At 71.0% G+C, this 25,564-nt stretch carries 20 protein-coding genes; 13 read left to right on the top strand and 7 right to left on the bottom strand.

Annotation, left to right across the window (positions count from 1 at the left end):
- Positions 1-60: 60 nt before the first annotated feature.
- On the bottom strand, positions 61-249 hold the full coding sequence (locus tag ABT063_RS09075; RefSeq protein ID WP_351056551.1) for a hypothetical protein: 189 nt from the start codon (positions 247-249) through the stop codon (positions 61-63).
- A gap of 596 nt (positions 250-845) precedes the next feature.
- On the opposite strand from ABT063_RS09075, the gene ABT063_RS09070 reads away from it, so the two are divergent.
- The 8 genes from ABT063_RS09070 to ABT063_RS09035 all read left to right on the top strand — a co-directional run bounded on the left by ABT063_RS09070 (position 846) and on the right by ABT063_RS09035 (position 11,468).
- Positions 846-4,664: a nitrate- and nitrite sensing domain-containing protein gene (locus ABT063_RS09070; protein WP_351056549.1), complete on the top strand. Its 3,819-nt coding sequence runs from the start codon at positions 846-848 to the stop codon at positions 4,662-4,664.
- Positions 4,665-4,673: 9 nt separating this feature from the next.
- The gene (locus ABT063_RS09065) at positions 4,674-5,087 is read left to right on the top strand and encodes a roadblock/LC7 domain-containing protein (RefSeq protein ID WP_124439103.1); all 414 of its coding nucleotides are present in this window, start codon (positions 4,674-4,676) and stop codon (positions 5,085-5,087) included.
- A gap of 111 nt (positions 5,088-5,198) precedes the next feature.
- Entirely contained in the window at positions 5,199-5,594 is a 396-nt protein-coding gene (locus tag ABT063_RS09060; RefSeq protein WP_030611532.1) for a DUF742 domain-containing protein, read from the top strand.
- On the top strand, positions 5,575-6,150 hold the full coding sequence (locus ABT063_RS09055; protein ID WP_351056548.1) for a GTP-binding protein: 576 nt from the start codon (positions 5,575-5,577) through the stop codon (positions 6,148-6,150). Before ABT063_RS09060 ends, ABT063_RS09055 begins: the two co-directional genes overlap by 20 nt.
- 389 nt (positions 6,151-6,539) lie before the next feature.
- A complete protein-coding gene (locus ABT063_RS09050; protein ID WP_351056547.1) occupies positions 6,540-9,797 on the top strand; it encodes a sensor histidine kinase in 3,258 nt (1,085 codons plus the stop codon).
- Between the two features lie 10 nt (positions 9,798-9,807).
- On the top strand, positions 9,808-10,221 hold the full coding sequence (locus ABT063_RS09045; RefSeq protein WP_004983065.1) for a roadblock/LC7 domain-containing protein: 414 nt from the start codon (positions 9,808-9,810) through the stop codon (positions 10,219-10,221).
- Positions 10,222-10,318: 97 nt separating this feature from the next.
- Entirely contained in the window at positions 10,319-10,906 is a 588-nt protein-coding gene (locus ABT063_RS09040; RefSeq protein WP_351056546.1) for a DUF742 domain-containing protein, read from the top strand.
- A complete protein-coding gene (locus ABT063_RS09035; protein WP_351056545.1) occupies positions 10,887-11,468 on the top strand; it encodes a GTP-binding protein in 582 nt (193 codons plus the stop codon). Before ABT063_RS09040 ends, ABT063_RS09035 begins: the two co-directional genes overlap by 20 nt.
- A gap of 158 nt (positions 11,469-11,626) precedes the next feature.
- On the opposite strand, the gene ABT063_RS09030 is transcribed toward ABT063_RS09035, so the two are convergent.
- The 4 genes from ABT063_RS09030 to ABT063_RS09015 form a co-directional block, all read right to left on the bottom strand.
- Entirely contained in the window at positions 11,627-11,818 is a 192-nt protein-coding gene (locus ABT063_RS09030) for an acyl-CoA carboxylase subunit epsilon (RefSeq protein WP_351056544.1), read from the bottom strand.
- Positions 11,819-11,875: 57 nt separating this feature from the next.
- Positions 11,876-13,459 (bottom strand): acyl-CoA carboxylase subunit beta, encoded by a 1,584-nt coding sequence (locus ABT063_RS09025; protein ID WP_351056543.1) that lies wholly within the window; start codon positions 13,457-13,459, stop codon positions 11,876-11,878.
- A gap of 153 nt (positions 13,460-13,612) precedes the next feature.
- Positions 13,613-15,982, bottom strand: a complete 2,370-nt coding sequence (locus ABT063_RS09020; RefSeq protein ID WP_351056542.1) for a polysaccharide lyase 8 family protein — start codon at positions 15,980-15,982, stop codon at positions 13,613-13,615.
- A 34-nt stretch (positions 15,983-16,016) separates the two neighbouring features.
- Positions 16,017-16,871, bottom strand: coding sequence for an SDR family NAD(P)-dependent oxidoreductase (locus ABT063_RS09015; RefSeq protein ID WP_351056541.1), 855 nt, complete (start codon positions 16,869-16,871; stop codon positions 16,017-16,019).
- A 405-nt stretch (positions 16,872-17,276) separates the two neighbouring features.
- Here ABT063_RS09015 and hpnR point away from each other — a divergent pair, with 405 nt between their 5' ends.
- Both hpnR and ABT063_RS09005 read left to right on the top strand, forming a co-directional pair.
- Positions 17,277-18,773 (top strand): hopanoid C-3 methylase HpnR, encoded by a 1,497-nt coding sequence (hpnR, locus tag ABT063_RS09010; protein ID WP_351056708.1) that lies wholly within the window; start codon positions 17,277-17,279, stop codon positions 18,771-18,773.
- A gap of 12 nt (positions 18,774-18,785) precedes the next feature.
- Positions 18,786-19,688, top strand: coding sequence for a DMT family transporter (locus tag ABT063_RS09005; RefSeq protein ID WP_351056540.1), 903 nt, complete (start codon positions 18,786-18,788; stop codon positions 19,686-19,688).
- Between the two features lie 527 nt (positions 19,689-20,215).
- Here ABT063_RS09005 and ABT063_RS09000 read toward each other — a convergent pair.
- Positions 20,216-21,529, bottom strand: a complete 1,314-nt coding sequence (locus tag ABT063_RS09000) for a glycosyltransferase (RefSeq protein WP_351056539.1) — start codon at positions 21,527-21,529, stop codon at positions 20,216-20,218.
- Positions 21,530-21,707: 178 nt separating this feature from the next.
- Between ABT063_RS09000 and ABT063_RS08995 the strand changes: the two genes are divergently transcribed.
- Positions 21,708-22,265: a YceI family protein gene (locus tag ABT063_RS08995; RefSeq protein WP_351056538.1), complete on the top strand. Its 558-nt coding sequence runs from the start codon at positions 21,708-21,710 to the stop codon at positions 22,263-22,265.
- A gap of 19 nt (positions 22,266-22,284) precedes the next feature.
- Here the strand turns inward: ABT063_RS08995 and ABT063_RS08990 are convergent, their stop codons facing one another.
- Positions 22,285-22,851, bottom strand: coding sequence for a YdeI/OmpD-associated family protein (locus ABT063_RS08990; protein WP_351056537.1), 567 nt, complete (start codon positions 22,849-22,851; stop codon positions 22,285-22,287).
- A 270-nt stretch (positions 22,852-23,121) separates the two neighbouring features.
- Between ABT063_RS08990 and ABT063_RS08985 the strand changes: the two genes are divergently transcribed.
- Positions 23,122-24,315, top strand: coding sequence for a Cmx/CmrA family chloramphenicol efflux MFS transporter (locus ABT063_RS08985; protein WP_351056706.1), 1,194 nt, complete (start codon positions 23,122-23,124; stop codon positions 24,313-24,315).
- Between the two features lie 445 nt (positions 24,316-24,760).
- Positions 24,761-25,546 (top strand): S1 family peptidase, encoded by a 786-nt coding sequence (locus ABT063_RS08980; protein ID WP_351056536.1) that lies wholly within the window; start codon positions 24,761-24,763, stop codon positions 25,544-25,546.
- Positions 25,547-25,564 lie beyond the last annotated feature (18 nt).

The following is a 25,564-nucleotide window of genomic DNA, read 5'->3' as shown; positions in this document are numbered from 1 at the left end:
TTCGCGTGGGGCGCCCTTGACATCACGGTGGGCCTTGGTGATCTACTCCCGCTCGGTGATCTACTTCTCGGCGGAGGCCGCGACGGGGATCTCCATGAGCACGGTGCGCCGGGGGTTGGCGGTCTGCTCGGGGAGGGCGACGGAGTGCTCCGGCTGTTCCGGGGTCAGCAGTTCGTCGGCGTCCTGCAGGTGCGCCAGCGTCGTGCGCCGCGGGTTGGCGATCTTGTGGAACATCATCGTCGTCTTCACGGTTGTACGAGATCCTGTTCTGTGCGGGCGCCGGGAGGTCCAAAGGCCTCCGGACCGGTGGGTTGTCGGATTTGCCATCTCTGTAAAGCGTCAGGCTAAACATCCAATTCCCCTGCGCCGCGCACAGACCTCATGATCAGCGTGTGAGTTTGCTCACGGAGCTACGGGCAAAACAGTCAAATCAGACCCACCCTTCACCCCGCAGAAACGGACATAGGGCATCTGAAGCCCTCATTCCGCTCCTGATCATGGCGACTGGGACACCCCTGTCCTCCGGGTGACTCGCGGGCAAAAGTCCGTTTTAGGGGAGATCGCTTTCTACGACCGGTGACGCACCCCTCACGTGGTGTCACGTATGTCACGGCATGGCCTACGGGCCTTGTTGGAGATCCTGCACTGTGCTGGAATTCCACGGACCGCCGCAGGATCGAGCCGGCGCACAGGGGGCGCAGAGAAGCGCCGAGTGGCGGCGAGAAGGGGGAGCCAGCGCCGGTTACTCACGACCATCAGGGTGCGTATTCATCACGCCCCCTACGACGCCGACACCGTCCTTCCGTTCGCGCGGAGGGGCGCCTGGTCCAGAGGTTGCGACGCTAGTGCAGGGACGTTTCAAGAGGGATGGCAGCGCTTCGGCGGAGTCGGAGCCGCAAGGCGGGACCGACCGCGGTTCCTCGCCCCAGCACGCCCAGAACCCGGGCCCGGTCCCGTCGGGCGACGGCGGTGAGCGCTCCGGGCGCCCTGGCGCGTCGGCACCTTCGGGGTCGTCCGGCCCCGCCGCTCCGACCACGCCGCCGGTGAAGCCGCCGAAGGGCCCGACCGGCCCCGGTCCGCGAATAGCCCTGCGCAACTGGCGCATCTCCACCCGTCTGGTGGCGCTGCTGACGCTCCCGGTGGTCGCGGCCACCTCGCTGGGCGCGCTGCGCATCAACCAGTCCATGGACGACATCCAGCAGCTCGACAACATGAAGCTGCTGACGGAGATGACCAAGCAGGCCACCGAGCTGGCCGCCGCGCTCCAGGAGGAGCGCGACCAGTCGGCCGGCCCGCTGGCCCACGGTTCGAAGGCGACCGACTACACGGTCAAGGGCTACCGGGACAAGACGAACCGGGCCGTGACCGCATTCCGGAACGCCGCGGAGGAGATCGACACCTCCAACAGGGACGGCAACCTCCAGGGCGTCCGCGAGAGCCTGGTCGGCCTCGTCCGCGACCTGGGCGGCCTGTCGGGGATCCGCAACAACGCCTACGAGACCGAGAACAACGCCTCCCAGACGGTCGAGGGCTACCACCGCCTCATCACCCACCTGCTCGACCTGTCGCAGGACATGGCGGAGGCCACCAGCAACCCCGAGATGATCCAGCGCACGCGCGCCCTGGCGGCCTTCTCGTCCGCCAAGGAGTACGCCTCCATCCAGCGCGCGATCCTCGCGGCGGCGCTGCCCGCCAGCAAGACCACCTCCGGCAACCTCTCCGAGAGCGACCGGCTCTACGCCGAGGGCGCTCTGCAGAGCGGGCAGTCCGAACTCTCCAGCTTCCGCAGCATCTACGGCACGGACCAGGCGCCCGAGCTCCTCAAGCCCATCGAAGAGGGCAACCCCACCATCCAGGACACCGACCTCTACGCCGGCCGCGCCTTCGGCCGGACGGACGGTCTCGCCGGTCTGGACAAGCGTTCGTACAAGGACTGGGTGGACGACAGCTCGACCAAGATCGACCAGATGGGCAACATCGAGCACACGCTGCTCGAGGACATGGAGCAGAAGGCCCGCCAGCTGCGCAACGAGTCGGAGCGCGAGGCGATCATCTCCGGTGCGCTGATCCTGCTCGTCCTCGGTGTCTCGCTGGTCGGCGCGTTCGTCGTGGCCCGGTCCATGATCCGTTCGCTGCGCCGCCTGCAGGAGACCGCGACCAAGGTCGCCCAGGACCGGCTGCCCGAGCTGGTCAAGCAGCTGTCGGAGTCCGACCCCCAGGACGTCGACACCTCCGTGGAGTCGGTCGGTGTGCACTCCCGGGACGAGATCGGCCAGGTGGCCGCGGCCTTCGACGACGTGCACCGCGAGGCGGTCCGGCTCGCCGCCGAGCAGGCCCTGCTGCGGGGCAACGTCAACGCGATGTTCACCAACCTCTCGCGCCGCTCCCAGGGTCTGATCCAGCGCCAGCTGTCGCTGATCTCCGAACTGGAGTCCCGCGAGGCCGACCCGGACCAGCTGTCCTCGCTGTTCAAGCTGGACCACCTCGCCACCCGTATGCGCCGGAACGGCGAAAACCTTCTCGTTCTCGCGGGTGAGGAGCCCGGCCGCCGCTGGACCCGTCCTGTCCCGCTGGTCGACGTGCTCCGCGCCGCCGCCTCCGAGGTGGAGCAGTACGAGCGCATCGAGCTGGCCTCCGTGCCGACCACCGAGGTGGCCGGCCGCGTGGTCAACGACCTCGTGCACCTGCTCGCCGAGCTGCTGGAGAACGCGACCTCGTTCTCCTCCCCGCAGACCAAGGTCAAGGTCACCGGTCACGCGCTGCCCGACGGCCGTGTGCTGATCGAGATCCACGACACCGGTATCGGCCTCTCCCCCGAGGACCTCGCGGCGATCAACGAGCGGCTCGCCTCGCCGCCCACCGTGGACGTCTCCGTCTCCCGCCGCATGGGTCTGTTCGTGGTCGGCCGGCTGTCGCAGCGTCACGGCATCCGCATCCAGCTGCGCCCCTCCGACTCCGGTGGTACGACCGCGCTGGTCATGCTGCCCGTCGATGTCGCGCAGGGCGGCAAGAAGCCGCAGCCCAAGCCGGGTCAGGGCGCCAGTGGCGGTGCCGCCGCGGCGGCCGCCGGTGTGGCGGCCGCCCGGCGCGGAAACGGTCCGGCAGGCGGTGGTGCCCTCGGTGGCGCTCCCGCCGGTGCCGGTGCTCTCGGTGGCCCGCCCTCGGGTGGTCGGCTCGGTGCAGGTCAGGGTCCGCGGGCCGCGCTGCCCGGGCGTGACGGGGGCGGTCGTCCGGGTGCGCCCGGCGGAGCGCACGGACCGCAGGGTCCGGGTGCGCCGCAGCAGGGTCGGCCGGCTCCGGCCGGTGCGGGCGCCGGTTTCGGCGGTCAGGCACCGGGTGCCCCGCAGGGCCTGCAGGCCGCGGGCACGGGTGCGCCGCAGGGCCAGGACGCCTTCGGGGGCGGCCGTGGCGCCGCGCCCGGTCAGGCGCAGCCGTCGAACTCGGGGAACGAGCAGCAGGGCCGGCGCCGTCGGCCGCAGCTGCCGGGACGCGGCGGCCCGCGGGCCGAGCTGCCCGGTGCCAACCAGCCCCGCGTGCCCAGCTGGAGCGACGAGAACGCGCAGCCGCCGGTGCCGCGTGCCTCGCTGGACACCCCGCGCGGCCACGACGAGCAGGCCCCGGAGCAGACCTCGCCCATGCCGCGGATCGACGACCGGCAGGGTCCGGGGGCGACCTCGGAGATGCCGGCCATCCCGCCGCGGCCCGACGACCGTCAGCGCCCCGGCTCCACGTCCGAGTTCGCCCGCCCGGACTTCGACGCCCCGGCTCCCGGCAACCCGCAGAACACCGGCCAGTACCCGCGCCCGGGTGGGAACGGCGTGCAGAACTCCGGTCAGTTCGTCCGCTCGGACGTCTTCGGCGCCCCGACCGGGCGGAGCAACCCGGCGGACCCTTCGACTCCGTCGACCACGGGTCAGTTCTCGATCCCGCAGGCCTACGACAACGGCTCGACCGGCCAGTTCAACCGGCCGGGCCAGGACAACAACTCCACCGGTCAGTTCAACCGACCCGGCCAGGACAACAACTCCACCGGCCAGTTCGCCACTCCGGGCTACGACAACGGCTCCTCCACGGGCCAGTTCGAGCGCCCGCAGGTCAATGGCACGCACGGCGGCGCCGACTTCGGTGCTCCGCGTCCGCCGGCCCCGCAGCGTCCGCAGCAGCGGCCCGCCCGTCAGGAGCCCGAGGCACTGCCGCCGGCGGGTCCCGGGGACGGTCGTACTCCGCTGTACGACACGCTGGAGACGAACTGGTTCCACGGTCAGGGTCAGCAGGGCCAGCAGGACCGGCAGCAGAGCAACGGCTCGGCTCCGGCCCCGGCGGCCCCGCAGCAGCCGCAGGCTCCCGCGGCCCCTCAGCGTCCCGTCACCAGCTCCTGGCGCAGCTCGCCGAACGACGAACTCGTCCGGCAGGCAGAGCGCGTACGGCAGCCGGCGGCGGGCGGCGTCACCACCTCCGGCCTGCCGCGCCGGGTGCCCCGGGCGAACCTCGTCCCGGGCACGGCTCAGCAGCAACAGCACCAAGCCGGTCCGCAGGTCTCGCGTGCGCCTGACGACGTACGCGGCCGGCTGACCAATCTCCGTCGGGGCATCGCGCAAGGTCGACAGGCCGGTACCGGCCAGACCGGCAGCTTCCCGAGCCCCACTCACCAGCAGGAGCGTTAGTTGAGTCCGATGAGCCAGGCTGCACAGAATCTCAACTGGTTGATCACCAACTTCGTGGACAACACCCCCGGGGTGTCCCACACCGTCGTCGTGTCCGCCGACGGTCTCCTGCTGGCAATGTCCGAGGGCTTCCCCCGCGACCGTGCCGACCAGCTGGCGGCCGTCGCGTCGGGACTCACGTCACTGACGGCCGGTGCCTCCCGGATCTTCGAGGGCGGCACCGTGGCACAGACGGTCGTCGAGATGGAGAGGGGGTTCCTCTTCCTCATGTCCATCTCGGACGGATCGTCCCTGGCCGTTCTCGCCCACCCCGACTGCGACATCGGCCTCGTCGGCTACGAGATGGCGCTCCTGGTCGACCGCGCGGGCGCGGTGCTCACGCCCGACCTGCGCGCCGAACTCCAGGGCAGTCTGCTCCACTGACCGCCGCAGGATCCACCCGCCTCACCAAAACACCGTCCGGCCGCCACAATCCCCCCACCGGCCACGTCAGACGGCCAGCCCGACCGACTTGCTGTCCCGCCCGGAGGATTCATGACCCCGCCCACCGCCTCTCATGATCCGTACGCGGAGCCGTACGAGGATGAGGGCGACCAGCCGCTGGTACGTCCGTACGCGATGACCGGCGGCCGGACCCGGCCGCGCTACCAGCTCGCCATCGAGGCCCTGATCAGCACCACGGCCGACCCGGCGGCGCTCATGGGGCTGCTCCCGGAGCACCAGCGGATCTGCCACCTGTGCCGCGAAGTGAAGTCGGTCGCCGAGGTTTCGGCACTTCTGGCCATGCCGCTGGGCGTGGCCCGCATTCTTGTCGCGGACCTCGCGGAGGCCGGACTCGTCGCCATTCACCAGCCGGGCGGCGACGAGAGCACCGGCGCTCCGGACGTGACACTGCTCGAAAGGGTGCTCAGTGGACTACGCAAGCTCTGACGGAGGCCGGGCGACCACCTCCGCCAAGATCGTGGTGGCGGGTGGCTTCGGCGTGGGCAAGACCACGTTCGTCGGCGCCGTCTCCGAGATCAACCCGCTGCGCACCGAGGCCGTGATGACGTCCGCGAGTGCGGGCATCGACGACCTGACCCACACCGGGGACAAGACGACCACCACGGTCGCCATGGACTTCGGCCGCATCACGCTCGACCAGGACCTGATCCTGTACCTCTTCGGTACGCCGGGCCAGGACCGCTTCTGGTTCATGTGGGACGATCTGGTGCGCGGCGCCATCGGTGCCGTCGTCCTCGTGGACACCCGCCGCCTGGCCGACTGCTTCCCGGCGGTCGACTACTTCGAGAACAGCGGCCTGCCGTTCGTCGTCGCCCTCAACGGCTTCGACGGACACCAGCCGTACGCGCCCGAGGAGGTGCGCGAGGCCCTGCAGATCGGCCCGGACACCCCGATCATCACGACGGACGCCCGGCACCGCTCCGATGCCAAGAGTGCGCTGATCACGCTGGTGGAGCACGCTCTCATGGCACGGCTGCGCTAGCACCCAAGTCGGCAGTGCCGTACGGCAGTTGTCGTAGTCGCTCCGGAGCCGGCTGTGTCCTTTGACACGGTCGGCCCGAGTGTTCATAACGTTTCGGCAGAGGAATCGGATGGTACGGCCACGCGTCGCGGTCAACCGGTGTCGCTGCGCGCACGAAAGCCCCGTCTTTTGACGGGGCTCGCTCTTTATGACCGTTTTATCTGGGGCTTACATCACTTCGAATCCCTGCACTCCACTGTTTGGAGGTGTACAGGCCGACGTGCTGGAATGCCTGAACTGCCCAATAGTCAAAGACGTACTCACAGTCGACGACGAACTGGGCGACGAACTGGGCTCTGAGACACTGCGGCACAACGTAAGGTGCCGACCGCCGGAAGGTTGTTGGTCGAGTGAGGCGAAGCAAGAACGGTCCCGAGCCGTCGGCACGGGGCAACTTCACCCCGCCGCCGCGCGGAGCGGCGCCTGCCCCTGTGCCCGGTTCGGAGCCAACGGCCGCGCCCGCTTCCAGCGGCGGCCGTTTCTCCCCGCGCAACTGGCGGGTACCGACCCGGCTGAACGCGATCCTGCTCATACCCGTGCTGGTCGGCCTCGTCATGGGCGGCTTCCAGGTGAAGGGCTCGATCGACACCTGGCAGGAGGCCGAGGACGCGGAGAACACCGCGCGTCTGGTGCGCGCGGCGCTGACCTACGGCAACGAGCTGCTCGTCGAGCGTGACGTCACCGCCGCCCCCCTGCTGGAGGGCAAGGGCCAGGACAACGAAACCGTCGTCCAGGCCCGCAGGAACACGGACCGGGCCGCCGACGCCTTCGACGAGGCCGCCAAGAGCATGCCGGACCGGCCCAACCTCGAGCGCCGCCTCGAACGCTTCCGCGAGGTGGAGCCGGATCTGGCGAAGCTCCGCGCCGCCGCCTACGGCCCCAATCTCACGGGCGTGAAGACCGAAGAGGGTTACGTCAACGTCGAGCACAAGCTGCTCGAGTTCTCCAACGAGCTCGGCCTGGGCACCGGCAACATCACCAGCTACGGCCGCACGGTCTACGCCATCTCGCTCACCAAGGGCGCTGTGTCTCTGCAGCGCTCCATCGGCATGCACCTGCTGATCAAGCCGGGCACCAGCGACGCAAGCCTGGCCCAGCAGCGCGTCGCCCTGTCCTCGTACGCCTACCTGGAGGGCATCGCCATCCAGGAGTACGAGAGCGGCGGTACCGCGCAGGACATCGCCAAGCTGGACGCGGCCAAGAAGCAGATCCAGGCCGACGGCACCGCCATGGCCCAGAAGGCCGCCCAGGAGGCCAAGGCCAAGGGCGAGACCTACGTGCCGCCGCCGTCCGACCCGGTCGACATGGTCAGGGCCATCTCGGCGCTGGAGACCACGGACGTCTCCGAGCGTGAGGCGCTCGCCCAGAAGGGCATCACCGCGGAGAACTGGTGGGCGGTCAACACCCTGAAGTTCAACGCCTACCGCCAGATCGAATCCGAACTGGCCGACACCGCGGTGAACGAGGCCGCAAGCATCTCCGACGACGCCCGGCGCGACGCCTTCATCACCGGTGCCGCCGTCGTGGTCGCCCTGCTCGCCGCGTTCATCCTGGCCGGCATGGTGGCCCGCCAGATGAGCCGCGCTATGCGCCAGCTGCGCAACGCCGCCTTCGGCATCGCCGAGCAGCGCCTGCCGATGCTGGTCGACCAGCTCTCGCGCACCGACCCCGGCCGTGTCGACACCCGCGTCGCCCCGATCCCGATCACCACCAAGGACGAGATCGGCGAGGTCGCCCGCGCCTTCGACCAGGTCCACCGCGAGGCCGTCCGGCTCGCCGCCGAGCAGGCCCTGCTGCGGGGCAACATCAACGCGATCTTCACCAACCTCTCGCGCCGCAACCAGTCGCTGATCGAGGGCCAGCTGACCCTGATCACCGACCTGGAGAACAACGAGGCCGACCCGGACCAGCTGGAGAACCTCTTCAAGCTGGACCACCTGGCCACACGTATGCGCCGCAACGGCGAGAACCTCCTGGTCCTCGCCGGCGAGGAGCCCGGCCGCCGCTGGGACCAGCCGGTCCCGCTGGTCGACGTGCTGCGCGCCGCCTCCTCCGAGGTGGAGCAGTACGAGCGCGTCGAGCTCTCCGGCGTCCCGGAGGCCGAGATCCACGGCCGCGCCGTGACCGACCTCGTGCACCTGCTGGCCGAGCTGCTCGAGAACGCCACCACGTTCTCCTCCCCGCAGACCAAGGTCCGCGTCACCGCGACCCGTCTCCCCGACGGCCGCATCATGATCGAGATCCACGACAAGGGCATCGGCCTCACCGCCGAGGACTTCGCGGACATCAACCACAAGCTGGCCAACCCGCCGACCGTGGACGCCGCGATATCCCAGCGCATGGGCCTCTTCGTGGTCGGCCGGCTGTCCGACCGGCACGGCATCCGCGTCCAGCTGCGCCCCTCCGGCGAGCAGGCCGGTACGACCTCGCTGGTCATGCTGCCCGACGCGATCACGCACGGCGGTGGCGGCGATCAGCAGCCCGCCGGCGACGAGTTCACCGTTTCGCAGATCATCCCGGAGCAGAACTTCCAGGGTGAGAACTTCAACAACGGTCTGCCGATGCGTACGGCGGCGGAGCTGGGCTTCGACGACAGCCGCTACACCGAGGTGCCGGACGACATACGCGAGCTGGACCCCGTGGGCCGCTCCCTGATGCGCGAGGAGCGCCGCGCGGCCCTGGAGGCCCAGAACCACGACCAGCCGCCCGGTCAGCAGGGTCCCGAGACGCCCGGCGGCTACGTCGAGGGCTTCGACGCCCGGCCCGGCTACCAGGAGCAGCAGCCCGCCGGGTACGACCAGCAGGCGCAGACGTCGTACGAGGAGCAGCAGCAGGCGTCGTACGCAGAGCAGCAGCGCACCGCCTATGAGGAGCCGCAGCGTCCGTCGTACGACGAGTCGTACTACGCGCCGAACGGCGGTCTGCCGCAGAACGACAGCTTCTCGTCCACCGGTGGCTACCCCGAGCCCACGTATGCGGAGCCGCGTCAGGAGGAGCCCGCGCCGGCCCACTCCGCCGCCCCTGAGTCCTTCCCGGCCTTCGAAGAGCGGCGCTACCAGGATGACTGGCCGCAGCAGGACGACTACCGCAACGGCTACCCGGACCAGTACGCTCCCGAAGCGGAATCTGCGCAGGCCGCTGACGTGAGCGAGCAGAACCGCGTAGGCTTCGACCGTCCGGGGCCGACCCCCTCCGCCGCTCACGACCTGACCGACGCCGGGCTCCCGCGCCGCGGATCCACCGCGAGCGGCACGGGCGGCGCGCGGCACGTGAACCACGAGCCGTCGGCTCCCGCACCGGAGAGCAACGGCAGCGTCGACTGGCGCTCGGCCAACGACGCGCGGTGGCAGCAGGCCTCGCAGCTCCGGAAGCCCAAGGCGGGCGGGGTGACCTCCTCCGGCCTGCCGCGGCGGGTACCCAAGGCCAACCTGGTCGAGGGAGCCGCCGAAGCCACCCCCCAGGGAGGCCCACAGGTCTCCCGCGCTCCCGAGGACGTCCGGGGCAGGCTGAGCAACCTGCGCCGCGGTGTCCAGCGGGGACGTAACGCAGGTAGTGAAACGAACGGCCAGGGCTTCGGTCCTGACAGCACCTACAACCAGGAGCGTTAGTGTGAGCCCGATGAGCCAGGCGGCACAGAACCTGAACTGGTTGATCACCAACTTCGTGGACAACACCCCCGGGGTGTCTCACACGGTGGTGGTCTCCGCCGACGGACTCCTTCTGGCGATGTCCGAAGGCTTTCCGCGCGACCGCGCCGACCAGCTCGCGGCCGTCGCCTCCGGTCTGACCTCGCTGACCGCCGGTGCCTCGCGCATCTTCGAGGGCGGCAGCGTGAACCAGACGGTTGTGGAGATGGAGCGAGGATTCCTCTTCATCATGTCCATTTCCGACGGTTCCTCGCTCGCGGTTCTCGCACATCCGGAGGCGGACATCGGTCTCATCGGGTACGAGATGGCGCTTCTGGTGGACCGTGCCGGTACGGTCCTGACGCCCGATCTGCGCGCGGAGCTCCAAGGGAGCCTGCTCAACTAACAGACAGACGGTGCGTTTTGGCGTCCTGTGGCCGTAAGGTTTCGGGACGCGGCTCCACAGTGATGGGTGCCCCGGCACGGTCGGAGGAGGAGAGAAAGTGGCAACACCCCCAGGCGGTTCACCTTCGGGCAACTGGTCGTACGGCCCTGGCCAGGGCTCGGGCGACGGTGCCCAGAACCCGAACCGTTACAACTTCCCCTCCGCACCGAGCCATCGGCGGCAGCCGTACGCGCCCCAGGGCCCGCAGGGTCCCGGGCCGTCGCCGTACGACCAGCCGCCGGCTCCGCGCATCCAGCCGGTGCAGCCACGACGCGCCCCTGAGCCGGCGCCCGCTGGGGCGTCGAACAACCCGCTGGTGCGTCCGTACGCCATGACCGGCGGACGGACCCGCCCGCGCTACCAGCTCGCCATCGAGGCGCTGGTGCACACCACCGCGCAGCCGCACCAGATGCAGGGCCAGCTGCCCGAGCATCAGCGGATCTGCAACCTCTGCCGTGAGATCAAGTCGGTGGCCGAGATCTCGGCCCTCCTGACAATCCCTCTCGGCGTGGCCAGGATCCTCGTCGCCGACTTGGCGGAGGCGGGCCTGGTCGCCATCCATCAGCCCGGCGGCGACGAGAACGCCGGCGGCCAGCCAGACGTGACTTTGCTCGAAAGGGTGCTCAGTGGACTTCGCAAGCTCTAGCGGAGGGCCTTCCCGCTCCACCACGTCCGCGAAGATCGTGGTGGCGGGCGGCTTCGGCGTGGGCAAGACCACGTTCGTCGGCGCCGTCTCGGAGATCAACCCGCTGCGCACAGAGGCCGTCATGACGTCAGCTTCGGCGGGCATCGACGACCTCACCCACACCGGGGACAAGACGACCACCACGGTCGCCATGGACTTCGGCCGCATCACGCTCGACCAGGACCTGATCCTCTACCTCTTCGGTACGCCGGGCCAGGACCGCTTCTGGTTCATGTGGGACGACCTGGTGCGCGGTGCGATCGGCGCGGTGGTATTGGTGGACACCCGCCGCCTGGCCGACTGCTTCCCCGCGGTCGACTACTTCGAGAACAGCGGCCTGCCGTTCGTCATCGCCCTCAACGGCTTCGACGGCCAGCAGCCGTACAACCCCGACGAGGTCCGCGAGGCCCTCCAGATCGGCCCGGACACCCCGATCATCACGACGGACGCCCGCCACCGCTCGGACGCCAAGTCGACGCTGATCACGCTGGTGGAGCACGCGCTGATGGCACGCCTGCGGTAACCAGAGGCCTGTACGGCCCCTGCGCCTCCCTCAGGAGGCACAGGGGCCGTTTCCGTCGGAAGGCCCGTGGCCCAGTGGTACGCGCGCGAAGGCCCCGGCCGCCCAAGGGGCGGCCGGGGCCTTCGGTGTCGTACGGGCTCAGCCGGCGTCGTACGGGCTCAGCGCCAGCTGTGCGGGGCGCGGAAGCCGGGCTCGCGCTCCAGGCGGCGCCAGCCGGCCTTGGCGCGGCCTCGGTGGGTCGGGGCGGTGGACGGCCGGGCGGCGGCGCGGGCCAGGAGGATCGCCGTGATGGCGGCGACTTCCTCGGGCTCGGCGTGGCCCTTCTCGACACGAATGTCAGGGGTGTTCATGGGCGTCAGTCTCCCTGAGAGAGGTTTCCGCGGGGGTACCGCGCAGGATCCGCTGGGTTACTGCGGGGGGTTGCCGTGTTTGCGGGAGGGCAGGTCGGCGTGCTTGGTGTGCAGCATCGCCAGGGACTTGATCAGCACCTCGCGGGTCTCGGCGGGGTCGATGACGTCGTCGACCAGGCCGCGCTCGGCCGCGTAGTACGGGTGCATCAGCTCGGACTTGTACTCCTTGACCATCTTCTGGCGCATCGCCTCGGGGTCCTCCGCCTCGGCGATCTGCCGGCGGAAGATGACGTTCGCCGCACCCTCCGCACCCATCACGGCGATCTCGTTCGTCGGCCAGGCGTAGGTGAGGTCCGCGCCTATGGACTGGCTGTCCATGACGATGTACGCACCGCCGTACGCCTTGCGCAGGATCAGGGAGATCCGCGGCACGGTGGCGTTGCAGTACGCGTACAGCAGCTTCGCGCCGTGCCGGATGATGCCTCCGTGCTCCTGGTCCACGCCCGGCAGGAAGCCGGGGACGTCCAGGAACGTGACGATCGGGATGTTGAAAGCGTCGCACATCTGGACGAAGCGCGCGGCCTTCTCGCTGGCCTCGATGTCCAGCACCCCGGCGAGGGTCTGCGGCTGGTTCGCCACGATGCCCACCACCTGGCCGTCCAGGCGGGCCAGCGCGCAGATGATGTTGCGCGCCCACCGCTCGTGGACCTCCAGGTAGTCGCCGTCGTCGACGATCTCCTCGATCACCTTCGCCATGTCGTACGGCCGGTTGCCGTCCGCCGGGACCAGGTCGAGCAGGACCTCGCCGCGGCGGTCGGTGGCGTCGGTGGACTCCGCCCGGGGCGGGTTCTCCCGGTTGTTCTGCGGGAGCATCGACAGCAGGTAGCGCACCTCGGCGAGGCACGTCTCCTCGTCGTCGTAGGCGAAGTGGCAGACACCGCTCGTCTCGGCGTGCACGTCCGCGCCGCCGAGGCCGTTCTGGGTGATCTCCTCGCCGGTCACCGCCTTGACCACGTCCGGGCCGGTGATGAACATCTGCGAGGTGTCGCGGACCATGAACACGAAGTCCGTCAACGCCGGCGAGTAGGCCGCGCCGCCCGCGCACGGGCCCAGCATGACCGAGATCTGCGGGATGACGCCGGAGGCCTTGGTGTTGCGCTGGAAGATGCCGCCGTAGCCGGCGAGCGCGCTGACGCCCTCCTGGATGCGGGCGCCGGCGCCGTCGTTGAGCGACACCAGCGGCGCACCGGCCGCAATGGCCATGTCCATGATCTTGTGGATCTTCGTGGCGTGGGCCTCGCCCAGCGCGCCGCCGAAGATGCGGAAGTCATGGGCGTAGACGAAGACCGTCCGGCCCTCCACCGTCCCCCAGCCGGTGATCACACCGTCCGTGTACGGCTTCTTGGCCTCCAGCCCGAAACCGGTCGCCCGGTGCCGGCGCAACTGCTCGACCTCCCGGAACGAACCCGGATCGAGGAGCAGCTCGATGCGCTCCCGCGCGGTCAGCTTGCCCTTGGCGTGCTGCGCCTCGGTCGCCTTCTCGCTCGGGCCCGCCAGCGCCTGCTCACGGATCTCGTGCAGCTCGGCCACCCGGCCGCGCGCGTCCGTCGGCTCACCCGGCGCCTCATCCAAAACGGTCATGTAGTGACCATACGAAGCGCGGCAAGGATTGCGAGCCGTCGACTCCGTACAGTGTCCGGCCCGTTTTCCTGGTACCCCTGAACAGAACCTCGGCGGCATGCAGCCGTTCCGACTGCTCAGAGGGCGTCCGCCTTGTAGGACTCGTACAAGTCGTCACGTGAGAGTCGCCTCACATTCATGGGTCGCACATGCCCGCCCCGGAGTAATCCTGAGGCGCAGTCGGCGGCCCGTCTCCACCACTTCCACGGTGTCGTCGGCCCGGACGACTCCGCGTACCGGGTGGTCCCAGATGATCTCCAGGGGTTCGCCCGTTCGGGGTGGCTCGCTGACGCAGAGCGTAGCCGTACGGCCCCGGCGGCTGACCAGCACGCTCGCGCCCGCGGAAGCGGTCAGCGGGCCCGCCGAAGCGGGCTGCCAGAAGTTGGCGGCCGTCAGGTGGAGGGAGGGGACGTGAACGGCCTGGCAGCGGCTGTCGTTGGCGAGGACCGACAGCCAGTGGCGGTCGGCGGCGCGGGCGGCGACCGTACTGCGGGACGCGCCGGGCAGGAGGACGTAGACGTACGTGGCGTCCGTCGGGTCGGTGCCGTGGTCCAGCCAGAGGGTCTGCCAGCGGCGGGTGCGGCGCTCGGTCGTACCGGTGGTGTTGATGTCGGACCAGGCGCCGGTGCGGTCCTCGCGGAGGGTCCGCAGATCGCCGCCGGGCACGATCCAGCCGCCGTGGTCCTCCAGGTGGGCCCAGCCGTGGCCGCGTGCGAAGGGCTGGGTGCCGCCCTCCCCCAGGTTGCGGTTGTCGACGACCGTCTCGACGGGGACGCCGTCCGTGCAGGTGATGCCCGCGCCCAGGCAGATCACGGCGTCGGCGAGGCAGAACCACGACTTGCGGGCCTCGAGAGTGGAGTCCAGCCCCTTCAGGTGCTGGCCGATCGCCGCGTATTGGCCGTCGGTCGTACCGCCGACCCACCGTACGTCGGGTTTGGGCTCGCCCCACTCGCCGCCCGCCCGGTCGGGGAGCCGCTTGGTGGAGACGGTGGTGCCGGGGAGGCGGTACCAGTCGACGGTCGGCCAGAACCAGTCCGTGTAGTGATCGCTTCGTCCGCCGGCCCACCAGTAGAGCATTCCGGCGCCCGTGTGCCATCCGCGTGGGTTCTCGCCGTTGCCGCACTCGTAGTACGCGATGCGGTCGCTGGCCATGGCGATGTTCGCGGTGAAGCCGGGGCGGCGGTGGACGGCGCGGTCCATGGCCGGGAAGAGGCGGTGTCCAGTGGGTGCGGGGGCGGCCGGGAGCGGTGAGGCGGCGACCGTGTGCAGCCGGGCGAGGTCGGCCACGTCGTACTGAGGGGCCGTCAGGATCGGGGAGACGGTGTCCCGTTCGATCCAGCCCTTGATACGCGCGTGCCAGCGGTCGCGCTCGGTCGCGCTCGCGCCGTCGGCGAGCAGGGCGATCGCCGCGATGATCCCCTGCCCGTGGTAGTGGTCGCCGCGCAGGACGTGGCGGTCGTCGCTCCTGAGGTGGCCCCGGCTGATGGCACGGCCGTTGACGCTGTCCATCACCAGGCCGTCGTGGATCAGCGGCGCGTAGGCGTGTTCGACGCTGTCGAGGACGATCTGCCGGTTCGGGTCGGTCACCTCCCACGCGGATCCGGCGAGCAGGGCGAAGAGCCGGCCGAGTCCGTCGAGCATGACCTGGCCGTACGTCCCCGAGTAGGCGACCCAGGTGTGCTGGACGAAGGAGCCGTCGGCGTAGAGGCCGTCGCCGGTCGTGACGTACGGGAAGACCGGGGAGAGCGCGTCGCGGGCGAGGGTGATCTTGGCCGGCGTCCGGCCGAGGATGCCGCGCAGGGCGACGGAGCGGCACAGGTCGACGCGGTTGGCGCCGGTGGAGGTTCCGGAGTAGTCGGTCAGCATCGCGTCCGGGACGAAGTGGTCGACGGCGGCGCAGGCGGCGGCTCGCCGGTGGTGGGTGAGGTGGTCGTGGAGGGCGGCCGTGATGTCCATCAGGAGGCGGGGGCTGCCGATCTGCCATTCCCACCAGTTGCCGTAACGGGTGGTGGAGGGGTTGTAGACCGTGGAGGCGAGGTGGTCGAGGCCGCGGAGTACGTCCGTGAGGAGGGCGGGGTCGGCGGTGGAGCCGGTGTTCGGCTGGACGTACGCCCGGGTCATGGTCCACAGGCGGGCGTAGCTCCGGGTGACGCCGGCGGGCGGGTCGTAGGCGAGGCCGGGCCAGAGGGAGGTGGCGGTGGGGGCCATGGTGGCGCGGAAGCCGCGGGCGAGTTCGCCGGTTCGGGCGAGGCGGGAGGCGTACGGCTCGGCGGTGGGGTCGTAGCCGGTGCCGAGGGCGATGTCGAGCCAGCGTCGGCGCAGGGTGTCGTACGGGTCGGCGTCGGCCGTGCGGGGGGAGTTGCGGGAGGAGCGCGGCGTGGCACCGGACGCCGCCAGGGCCGCCGCGAGCAGGACGGCCCGGCGGGTGAGGCGGGGCAGGGCTCGGTGCGCGCGGAAGGGGACGGCACGACGCTGTGGGGTCATGACCATGCCTTCTACCGGCTGAAGCGGTGTCACGTCAGCCGAAGCGGTGCAGCAGTCGGCGGTACAGCGAAGGGGCGATGCCGCGCACCCGGCCCGGGAGCGTGAGCCAGCCGGGCACGTAGACGTCGTCCTGGCCCAGCCGTACGGCGTCCCAGACGGCGCCGGCCACGCGGCCGGGCGACGTGGGGCGGGGCCGGGACCGCTGGTAGGGGGTGCCGCGTCGGTCGAAGAAGGCCGTGTCCACGGGGCCGGGCGTCACGAGCGTCACGCCCACGCCGGTCCCGCGCAGTTCCTGCCGCAGCGCCTCGGCGAACGCGGCCACGCCCGACTTGGCGGCGGAGTACACCGCTTCGTTCCGCACGCCCACACAGCCCGCGACCGAGCCGACGAGCACCACACGCCCCCGGCCGGCCGCCACCATGGCGGGCAGTACCTCCCGTACGAGGTGGAGCGTGGCGGTCAGGTCCACGTTCAGCACCTGGTCGATGGCGGTGCGCGGCATGGTGACGAAGGGGCCGGCCCAGCCGATGCCCGCCCCGGCGACGAGGGCGTCGATCCGGCCGGTCGCGCGCAGCGCCGACTCGGCCAGCTGCCGTGGACCGTCCGGGGCGGCGAGGTCGGCGGGCAGGACGACGGCCGAGGTACCGGCGGCCGTCTCCTCCAGAGCGCGCCGGTCCCGCCCGCTGAGGACCAGTTGCCAGCCACCCGCGGCGAAGCGCCGTGCCGTGGCGGCGCCGATGCCCGAGGAAGCACCGGTGACGAGGGCCACGCGCGTGTCACGGCGCGGTGGCGCCCGGCGCTCCCGGGCCGCGGACGAGTTGGTTCCGGATCGGCGGGGTACGGCGCCCGTCTCGGGGTCGTAGGTGGAGCCGGAGCCGGTGTGTGTCACGAGTCGGTCTCCCTGCGCTGTCGTCCGGATCGTCGGTGGGGGGGGGCGTTCCTCGGTGTGGGGTCAGGAGGTGGGGCGGGACGTCGGACCCGGAGGCGGCCGCCGCCGTGCTCGATACGGATCCGCTGCTTCCAGGACACGCCTCCACGGCCGCCCACGCCAGTTCCGTGACCCGTGCGGCCACAGCGAGCTCACCCGAAGCGACGCCCGCCGTTCCGGGGCGGGTGCGCGGGGCAGGCGTTCCTTCGGTCCCGTACCCGACGCGGCAGGACCACTCCTGCGTGCCGCGCGGTGCCGCCAGGCGGCGGAACGGGTGGTGCGGGACGTGGGTTCGCCGGATACGAAGGGGGCACCCTTTTCGTTCCGGTTCCTCCGGTTCCGTCCGCTCCCGTGGCGAGGTTGACCATGCGTGTGCTGCTCGTCCACCCCAGCGCCCTGATGTACTCCGAGATCTTCCTGCGCCTCGAACCCCTCGGCCTCGAGCGGGTGGCGGGCGCCGCTCGCGACGCCGGCCACGAGGTCCGTGTCGTGGACCTCCAGGTGCTCGGCCGGGATCGGCTGCGCAAGGAGGTCGCGTCCTTCCGGCCGGAGGCGCTCGGGGTCTCCCTGAACTACCTGGCGAACATCCCGGAGGCGATCGAGCTGGCCGCGGACGTCAAGCGGGCCGTGCCGGGCTGCTTCGTCTTCTTCGGCGGCCACAGCGTGTCCTTCGTGGCGGAGGAGGTGCTGGAACAGGCGAAGGGCGCGGTGGACGCGGTGGTCCGCGGCGAGGGCGAGCCGGTGGTCGCGCCGCTGCTGGAGGCGGTCCGCGACGGAGGGGTGGACGGCGTTCCGGGGATCGTCACCGCCGCCGGCCGCGGTCCCGCGCCCCTGATGCTGCACAGCATCGACGCCCCGCTCCCGGCGCGTGACCTGATGCGCAACCGCCGCCGTTACTTCATCGGCGAGCTCGACCCGTGCGCCTCGATCGAGTTCACCCGCGGCTGTCCGTGGGACTGTTCGTTCTGCTCCGCGTGGACGTTCTACGGCCGCAGCTACCGCAAGGCGTCGCCCGAGGCCGCGGCGGAGGACCTGGCGCGGATCCGTGAGCCCAACGTGTTCATCGTCGACGACGTCGCCTTCATCCGGCCCGAGCACGGCAACGCCATCGCCGCCGAGGTGGAACGCCGCCGGATCCGCAAGCAGTACTACCTGGAGACCCGCAGCGACGTACTGCTGCGCCACCCCGAGGTCTTCGAACGGTGGGCGCGGCTGGGGCTGCGCTACATGTTCCTCGGGATGGAGGCCATCGACGCGGAGGGGCTGGAGCTGTACCGCAAGAGGGTCAGCCCCGACGAGAACCTCCGGGCGCTGGAGACGGCCCGCAAGCTGGGCATCCAGGTGGCCCTCAACCTGATCGTCGACCCGGGCTGGGACGAGGAACGGTTCCGGGTCGTCAGGGAGTTCGCGCTGTCCGTGCCGGAGATCGTCCACTTCACCGTGATGACGCCGTATCCCGGTACGGAGATCTGGCACACGGAGTCGCGTCGGCTCACCACGCGCGACTACCGCCTCTTCGACATCCAGCACGCGGTGGTTCCCACGAAGCTCCCCCTGGAGCGCTTCTACGAGGAACTCGTCCGCACCCAGGCGGTGATCAACCGCAAGCACCTGGGGCTGCGGACCGCGTTCGGCGCGGCGCGCATCCTCGGCCGCAACCTCCTGCACGGCCAGACCAACTTCGCCCGCATGCTGTGGAAGTTCAACCAGGTCTACAACCCACGCCGCCAACTGGCCGACCACAGCCGCCCCGTCCGCTACGAACTGCCCCTCCCCCAGCATCTCGACGTCGGGGACCGACGCGGGCTGTACGTCCACACCCGGGAGGCGACGCAGGCGCCGAGCCGGACCGACACGGACTAGGACCGTCCCAGCGTGCCGGTCGCCGTTGTCGCCTCGCTCGCCGCGGGTGTCTGTTTCGCCGTCGCGGGGGTGCTCCAGCAATGGGCGGCCGGAGCGCGGCCGGACGAGGAGGCGCTCTCCTGGCGCCTGTTGGCCCATCTGGTACGGGACCGGTGGTGGCGGTACGGCATCGGGCTGGCCGTGCTCGCCTACGGCTTCCAGTCGCTGGCCCTGGCCTACGGGCCGCTCAGCCTCGTGCAGCCGCTGATCGTCGCCGAGTTGATCTTCGCGGTCCCGCTGTCGGCACGGCTGCACCGCGTGACACTGGGCCCTCGGGAGTGGTTCGGCACCCTCGCGGTGGCCGCCGGGCTGGCCCTGGCCCTGGCCTCCGCCCGCCCGCACGGAGGCCGTACCGGGGCGGCGGATCTGCTGTCCTGGCTGCTGATCCTGGGCGCGACCGGCGCCCTGGCCTGCGGCGCGCTGGCAGCCGCGCGGCTGTTGTCCGGGCCCTGGCGGGCGTCAGCCACGGCACTGGCGGCCGGAGCGGTCATGGGCACCCAGTCCGTCCTGCTGGCCGCGACGGTGGACCGGTTCCGGCTCGGTCTCCTCACGGCGCTGGCCTCCTGGCAGCCGTACGCGTTCGTCGTCGCGAGCGTGGGCGGGCTGCTGCTCATCCAGAGTGCCTTCCAGCAGGGCCCGCTGGCCGCGAGCATGACGGTGCTCGACGCCACGGAGCCGGTGGTGGCGGTGACGGTGGGCATCGCGGCCTTCGGCGAGGCCGTCCACACCGGCTGGCCCGTGAGCGCGGTCACCGTCACCGGGCTGGCCGTGGTGACCGCCGGGATCGTGAGCCTGGACTCGTCGCCGCTGGTCGCTGCGCTGCATGACAGGAGGATCGGCGGGGGGGGTGAGCGGAGTGGGGTGAGCTTGCGGTGAGTGGAGCGGCTGTGAGGTTGAGGTGATGCCGGAGCGGGCGACGGGGCCGAAGCGCGGTGGAACCGGGGCGCTCAGGTCAGGCCTGCGCGCCGGGCCGGTGTGAGCCGGGCAGGCGGCGGGGGCCCTGGCACGGGTGGCAGCTCGGCCGCCGCAGCACCGGGATCCCGGTGAGAGGTGAGCGCGGGCCTGGCCGGGCGGCTGCCGGGCCGGGGACTTCCCGGCCGACGGGGCTCCCGGACCAGCGGCCTTCCGGGCTCACGGCGATCCCGGACCAGCGGCCTTCCGGGCTCACGGCGATCCCGGACCAGCAGGCCCAGGCGCCCACGGCAACCCCGGACCAGCACCGCCCCCAAACCCACGGCAACCCCGACCCAACACCGCCCCCAAACCCACGGCAACCCCGACCCAACACCGCCCCCAAACCCACGGCAACCCCGACCCAACACCGCCCCCAAACCCGTACGGCTCACCCCGCACCTGCCGTGTCGGCTCACGCCACGTGCACCGTATCGGCGCCCCCTCCCGCGTCACGCCACCCGTACGGCATTCCGGCGCCCCGACGTGGCCCGTGGGAGCCAGACCGGCAGGAGGTCCTCCGTCAGCACCCGGTCCCACGACGGGTGCGTCTGCCTGGCCGTGGTCGCCGCCCGCCGCCGTACCGTCGCCAGCAGCCGCGGTCGGTCGACCAGCGCGCACAGGGCGTCCGACCAGTCCCGGGGGTCGTCACGGCGTACGACGATGCCGTCCTGGCCCGGCGCGGCCAGCCACTGCGCGGTTCGCGCGCCCTCGGGCAGCACGACCGCCAGGCCGCTCGCCATCGCCTCGGCGACGACGTTGCCGCAGGTCTCCGTACGGGACGGGAAGGCGAAGATGTCGCAGCCCGCGTACACCCGCGCCAGCCGGTCCTGTGGGAGCGAGCCGAGCAGTGTGACGTCCGGGCCGAGCAACCGCCGGACCTCGCCCTCCTCCACGCCGGAGCCGGCCATGACGAGGTGCACCGCCCTCCCCCGCTGCCGCACCCCGCGCACGCTCTCCGCCAGCAACGGCACGCCCTTGGTGGCGTCCAGCCGGCCGGCGAACAGCACCAGCGGACGGTCCGTCGGCACGCCGTACTCCCCGGCGAGCCGGGCCCGGGCCGTGTTGTCGGGCCGGAAGCGCTCGTGGTCGATGCCGCGGCGGAGGAGGGAGACCCGGTGGGGGCCAAGCACCGGGGCCAGTTCCGCCTGGCCCGCCGGGGTGGGGACGAGAACCCGTGCGCAGCTGTCCAGCATCCGGTCACGCCGTCGGCGCAGCCAGGTCTCCGCCCGCTCCGCCAGGAAACCGTCCACGGCCGGGTGCGTGCCGGGCAGCCACCGGTCGGCCAGGTAGCGGGCGTAGACCGAGGCCAGCAACGGCACGTCGGTGTGCACGGAGCCCACGAGCCGCGGCGCCGGGGCGCCCTTACGGGCCGCGCGCCGGGCGAGCCGGACGGCGGTGGCGGCGTACGCGAAGCTGTGTGTCAGGTGCCAGACGTCGTGCCGTGGGAGCAGCGCGGCCAGTCGCGGGTGGTGGGGGGCGAGGTCGCAGACGTCCTCCGCGCCGTCGGCCGACATCAGCGCGGCCGTGCTGAGCACCGGCCGCAGCATGACGAACCGTACGCGCGGCGAGAGGGTCTCGACCCGTTCCCGCTCCCCGAGGAAGTAGACGGTCAGATCCAGCCCCGGACCGTACGGGCCGTCCGGGCCGCCGTGTACGGCTTCCGGGAGGCGCGCGGCGCTCTCCGCGAAGCGCTCCCAGCACTTGACGTGGCCGCCTGCCGTGTCCGTGCGCAGCAGCTCGACCAGCACCGCGACCGAGGTCATGATCTCTGGGTACCACTTCGGCCGGAGATCCAATCGGTCCTCCGCACGGGCGCACGTCACGAACGCCGCGCGCGTTTCGACAAACCGCGCCAATGATGTTGAAAGCTGAATGGAATAGGTCTACGGTCAGCATCGCTGACCTAGTTAAAGATTCAACATCATTCGATGGGAGCAGGTCATGAGCACGAACCCCGACCTCGCCGCACTCACCGGCGACTACACGATCGACCCCTCGCACTCCACGCTCGGCTTCGTCGCGCGCCACGCCATGGTCACCAACGTCAAGGGCAAGTTCCTCGACTTCAGCGGCTCGCTGCATCTGGACGGCACCGACCCGACCGCGTCCACGGCCTCCATCGACGTCAAGATGGAAAGCATCGACACCGGGTCCCCGGACCGCGACGGTCACCTCAAGAGCTCGGACTTCTTCAAGACGGACGAGTTCCCGACCATGACCTTCCGCTCCACCCGGGCGGAGTCCCTCGGCGGCGACGACTACCGCATCACCGGCGACCTGACCGTCCTCGGCGTCACCCGGCCGCTCACCATCGACCTCGAGTTCAACGGCGCCGCCAAGGACCCCTTCGGCAACGAGCGCGTCGGCTTCGAGGGCAAGGCGCAGATCCTGCGCTCCGAGTTCGGTCTGACGTGGAACGCGGCGCTGGAGACGGGCGGAGTCCTGGTCTCCGACAAGATCAAGCTGAACTTCGACATCTCGGCGATCAAGAACGCGTGAGTCCGCGGCGGGCGGCGTGTCATCCCCGCGTCAGTCCGGCGACGGCCGCCGCCAGTTGGGTTGCGCGGCCGTCCGGGGTGCGGGCGCGGAGGAGCGGGAGCATGGTGAGGTAGCGGTCCGTCCTGCCGAGGCTTTCGAAGGCCGCCCTGGCGCTAGGGTTCTGATCCAGCGCGGCGGCGAGATCGTCGGGGATCGCGGCCTCCCGCTGCGACTCGTACGCCGCCTCCCAGCGGCCGTCCGCCTTCGCGGCCTCCACCTCCGCGAGGCCTGCGGGGCGCATGCGGCCGGCCGCCGTCAGCTCCCGCACCCTCCGCACATTGACCATCGACCAGAGGCTGCCGGGCCTGCGCGGGGTGATCTTCTGGAGGTAGCACTCGGCGTCGAGGCCCTTGCGTTGACCCGTGATCCAGCCATGGCACAGAGCCACGTCGTTGACCTCCGCGGCGGTGACGGAGGGCAGACCCGAGTCCTTCTTGGCGATCTTCACCCAGAGGCCGGAGTGGAGGGCGCCGTGGGCGGTCAGCCAGGTGTCGAGAGCGACCGCGGAAGGGAAGGCCTGGGGCTCCGGCCCATCGGGAGAGGTCATGACGACACCGTAGGGGGGATATAGGTCAAGAACTGTCCTCAATCGAAGGCCTGACTTCGCTCGCCCTCGTACTGAAAAACCCAGTGGCTTCCACTCCCCGGCTCCCGCTAGCCTGCCTCCGTGTCCAGCCCCGAAGCGTCCAGACTCCGGCCACCGGCTCTCCGGTGGCTGTTCGTGATGTCGGGCTGAGGTCGGGCTGACGCTGCCGCCGGACCGCCGGGTCGTCGTGTCGTGTACGACTTCTTCGACTTCGGGGTGCGGAGTTTCTTCATGCCGTTCGCGTTGTTTCTGCTGGGCGTTGCCGTGTTCGCCCAGGGGACGTCCGAGTTCATGCTGTCCGGGCTGGTGCCGGACATCGCCCGGGACCTCCAGGTGTCCGTCCCTGCCGCGGGGGCGCTGACCTCCGCCTTCGCCGTGGGGATGGTGGTCGGGGCGCCCGTGATGGCCGGGCTCGCCCGGCGGTGGTCGCGGCGAGGGGCCCTGCTGGGGTTCCTCCTGGTCTTTCTCGCCGTTCATGTCGTCGGTGCGGTGACCGACAGTTTCGGGGTGCTGCTCGCCACGCGGGTCGTGGGTGCGCTCGCCAACGCCGGATTTCTGGCAGTCGCCCTGGTGGCCGCCGTCGGGATGGTCGAGCCGGACGCCAAAGGGCGGGCCACGTCCATGCTGCTGGGCGGGGTCACGCTGGCGTGTGTCGTGGGGGTGCCGGCCGGGGCGCTGCTCGGGCAACTCTGGGGCTGGCGTTCGGCGTTCTGGGCGGTGGCGGTCGTGTCCGTGCCCGCCGTGGTGGCGGTGGCGCGGTCGGTGCCGGGCGGGGCCGCCGAGTCGGTACGACCCTCGCTGCGGGGCGAGTTGCGATCGCTGCGCAATCCTCGGCTGCTGGTCGTCCTGCTGCTCGGCGCGCTGGTGAACGGGGCGACTTTCTGCGCGTTCACCTATCTCGCGCCTCTCGTCACCGATGTCACGGGGATGGACGACGGTTGGGTGCCGGTCGTGCTCGCCCTGTTCGGCCTTGGGGCGTTCGTCGGGGTTCGGGTCGGTGGGCGGTACGCCGACCGGCGGCCCGCGATGGTGGTGGGTGCGGGTGGCCTCGCGCTGTGCGCCGGGTGGGTGGGCTTCGCGCTCGGCGCCGGGGAGCCGGTCGTGGCGCTCGCGCTCGTCCTCGTGCAGGGCGCCCTCTCCTTCGGCGTCGGATCGACCCTGATCTCCCAGGTGCTCTACGCGGCCCCCGGCGCCCCCACCCTGGCCGGCGGCTTCGCGACGGCGGCCTTCAACGTGGGCGCCGCGTTCGGGCCCTGGCTCGGCGGTACGGCGATCGACGCCGGGGGCGGATACCGGTCGCCGCTGTGGGCCAGCGCGGGCCTGGTCGCCCTGTCCCTCGCCACGGCGGGCGGGGCGGTGGGCGTGCGGGCCCGGAAGAAAAGGGGCGCGGATCAGGGTCGTACTCCCGCGTCATGGCCCGTATGACCGCCGCTTCCGGAACGCACCCCGAATGGGTCGCCGTCACCGCGTACGAGAACTCCGACGGCCGTCCGCATCCCCTCGCCGCCCTCCGCGCCTGACTGCGTGAACGGGGGATCGACTGGATCGACGGCTGGGTCTGCATCCGAGCCAGCCGTCCTCCGTCGTCGACGGTCCCTCGCCACCGAAGTGGTGGCATGCCGCCGGGGAGCGGTACGCCGTCGCCGTCATCGGGAGTCGGCCACCGCGCCGACCGTAGGACAACCGGTCAGCGGTGGCCGAATCCCACCCCTTGTGCATGCGCTTCCGGCGTTCCCATAATCCAGCAGCAGTTTTGTCCTGCCCATGCCACCGAAGAGGCAATTCTTTATTGCCGCTTTTGGCATGCGCACGTCAATTCCGTGTTTCCGGTGCACCGCCCCCAGGTCAACCCCCCACGAAAGGCATCACGTTGAAGAGACTCCTCACGGCCCTCAAGAGATGCGCGGCCGTCGGCGCCGCCGCCCTCGCGATCGCCAGTCTTCAGCCCGTCTCGGCGGCCAACGCCGCCCCCTCGCCCGTCGTCGGCGGAACCCGTGCCGCGCAGGGCGAGTTCCCGTTCATGGTCCGGCTCTCCATGGGCTGTGGCGGCGCGCTGTACACCCAGCAGATCGTGCTCACCGCCGCGCACTGCGTCAGCGGCACCGGCCGCAACACCAGCATCACCGCCACCGCCGGCGTCGTGGACCTCCAGTCCACCACCGGCCGCGTCCAGGTTCGCTCCACGTACGTCTACCGGGCCCCCGGTTACAACGGCACCGGCAAGGACTGGGCGCTGATCAAGCTCGCCCAGCCGATCAACCTGCCGACGCTGAAGATCGCCACCAACACGCAGTACAACACCGGCAACTTCACCGTCGCCGGCTGGGGAGCGGCCCGCGAGGGCGGCGCCCAGCAGCGGTACCTGCTCAAGGCCACGGTGCCGTTCATCAGTGACGCCACCTGCCGCGCCTACGGCGGCCTCTACAACGGCCTCGTCCCCGGCGAGGAGATCTGCGCCGGCTTCGACGCGGGCGGCGTCGACACCTGCCAGGGAGACTCCGGCGGCCCGATGTTCCGCAGGGACAACGCCGGCGCCTGGATCCAGGTCGGCATAGTCAGCTGGGGCGACGGCTGCGCCCGCCCCGACGCCCCCGGCGTCTACACCGAGGTCTCGACCTTCGCCTCCGCGATCGCCTCGGCGGCGGCCGGTCTCTGACCCACGCGCACCCCAGCA

The organism is Streptomyces sp. NPDC002838, from assembly GCF_040295365.1.
Taxonomy (GTDB): domain Bacteria; phylum Actinomycetota; class Actinomycetes; order Streptomycetales; family Streptomycetaceae; genus Streptomyces.
Note: the sequence above shows the minus strand (reverse complement) of the source record. Positions and strands in the feature narration are given on the sequence as shown.

What these genes read in the sequence shown, in the direction of transcription:
- ABT063_RS08990 (WP_351056537.1), bottom strand. Translation starts at nt 22,851, where the DNA reads ATGACCTCTCCCGATGGGCCGGAGCCCCAGGCCTTCCCTTCCGCGGTC.
- ABT063_RS09045 (WP_004983065.1), top strand. Translation starts at nt 9,808, where the DNA reads ATGAGCCAGGCGGCACAGAACCTGAACTGGTTGATCACCAACTTCGTG.
- ABT063_RS09060 (WP_030611532.1), top strand. Translation starts at nt 5,199, where the DNA reads ATGACCCCGCCCACCGCCTCTCATGATCCGTACGCGGAGCCGTACGAG.
- ABT063_RS08985 (WP_351056706.1), top strand. Translation starts at nt 23,122, where the DNA reads ATGCCGTTCGCGTTGTTTCTGCTGGGCGTTGCCGTGTTCGCCCAGGGG.
- ABT063_RS08995 (WP_351056538.1), top strand. Translation starts at nt 21,708, where the DNA reads ATGAGCACGAACCCCGACCTCGCCGCACTCACCGGCGACTACACGATC.
- ABT063_RS09025 (WP_351056543.1), bottom strand. Translation starts at nt 13,459, where the DNA reads ATGACCGTTTTGGATGAGGCGCCGGGTGAGCCGACGGACGCGCGCGGC.
- ABT063_RS09065 (WP_124439103.1), top strand. Translation starts at nt 4,674, where the DNA reads ATGAGCCAGGCTGCACAGAATCTCAACTGGTTGATCACCAACTTCGTG.
- ABT063_RS09030 (WP_351056544.1), bottom strand. Translation starts at nt 11,818, where the DNA reads ATGAACACCCCTGACATTCGTGTCGAGAAGGGCCACGCCGAGCCCGAG.
- ABT063_RS09000 (WP_351056539.1), bottom strand. Translation starts at nt 21,529, where the DNA reads ATGACCTCGGTCGCGGTGCTGGTCGAGCTGCTGCGCACGGACACGGCA.
- hpnR (WP_351056708.1), top strand. Translation starts at nt 17,277, where the DNA reads ATGCGTGTGCTGCTCGTCCACCCCAGCGCCCTGATGTACTCCGAGATC.
- ABT063_RS09020 (WP_351056542.1), bottom strand. Translation starts at nt 15,982, where the DNA reads ATGACCCCACAGCGTCGTGCCGTCCCCTTCCGCGCGCACCGAGCCCTG.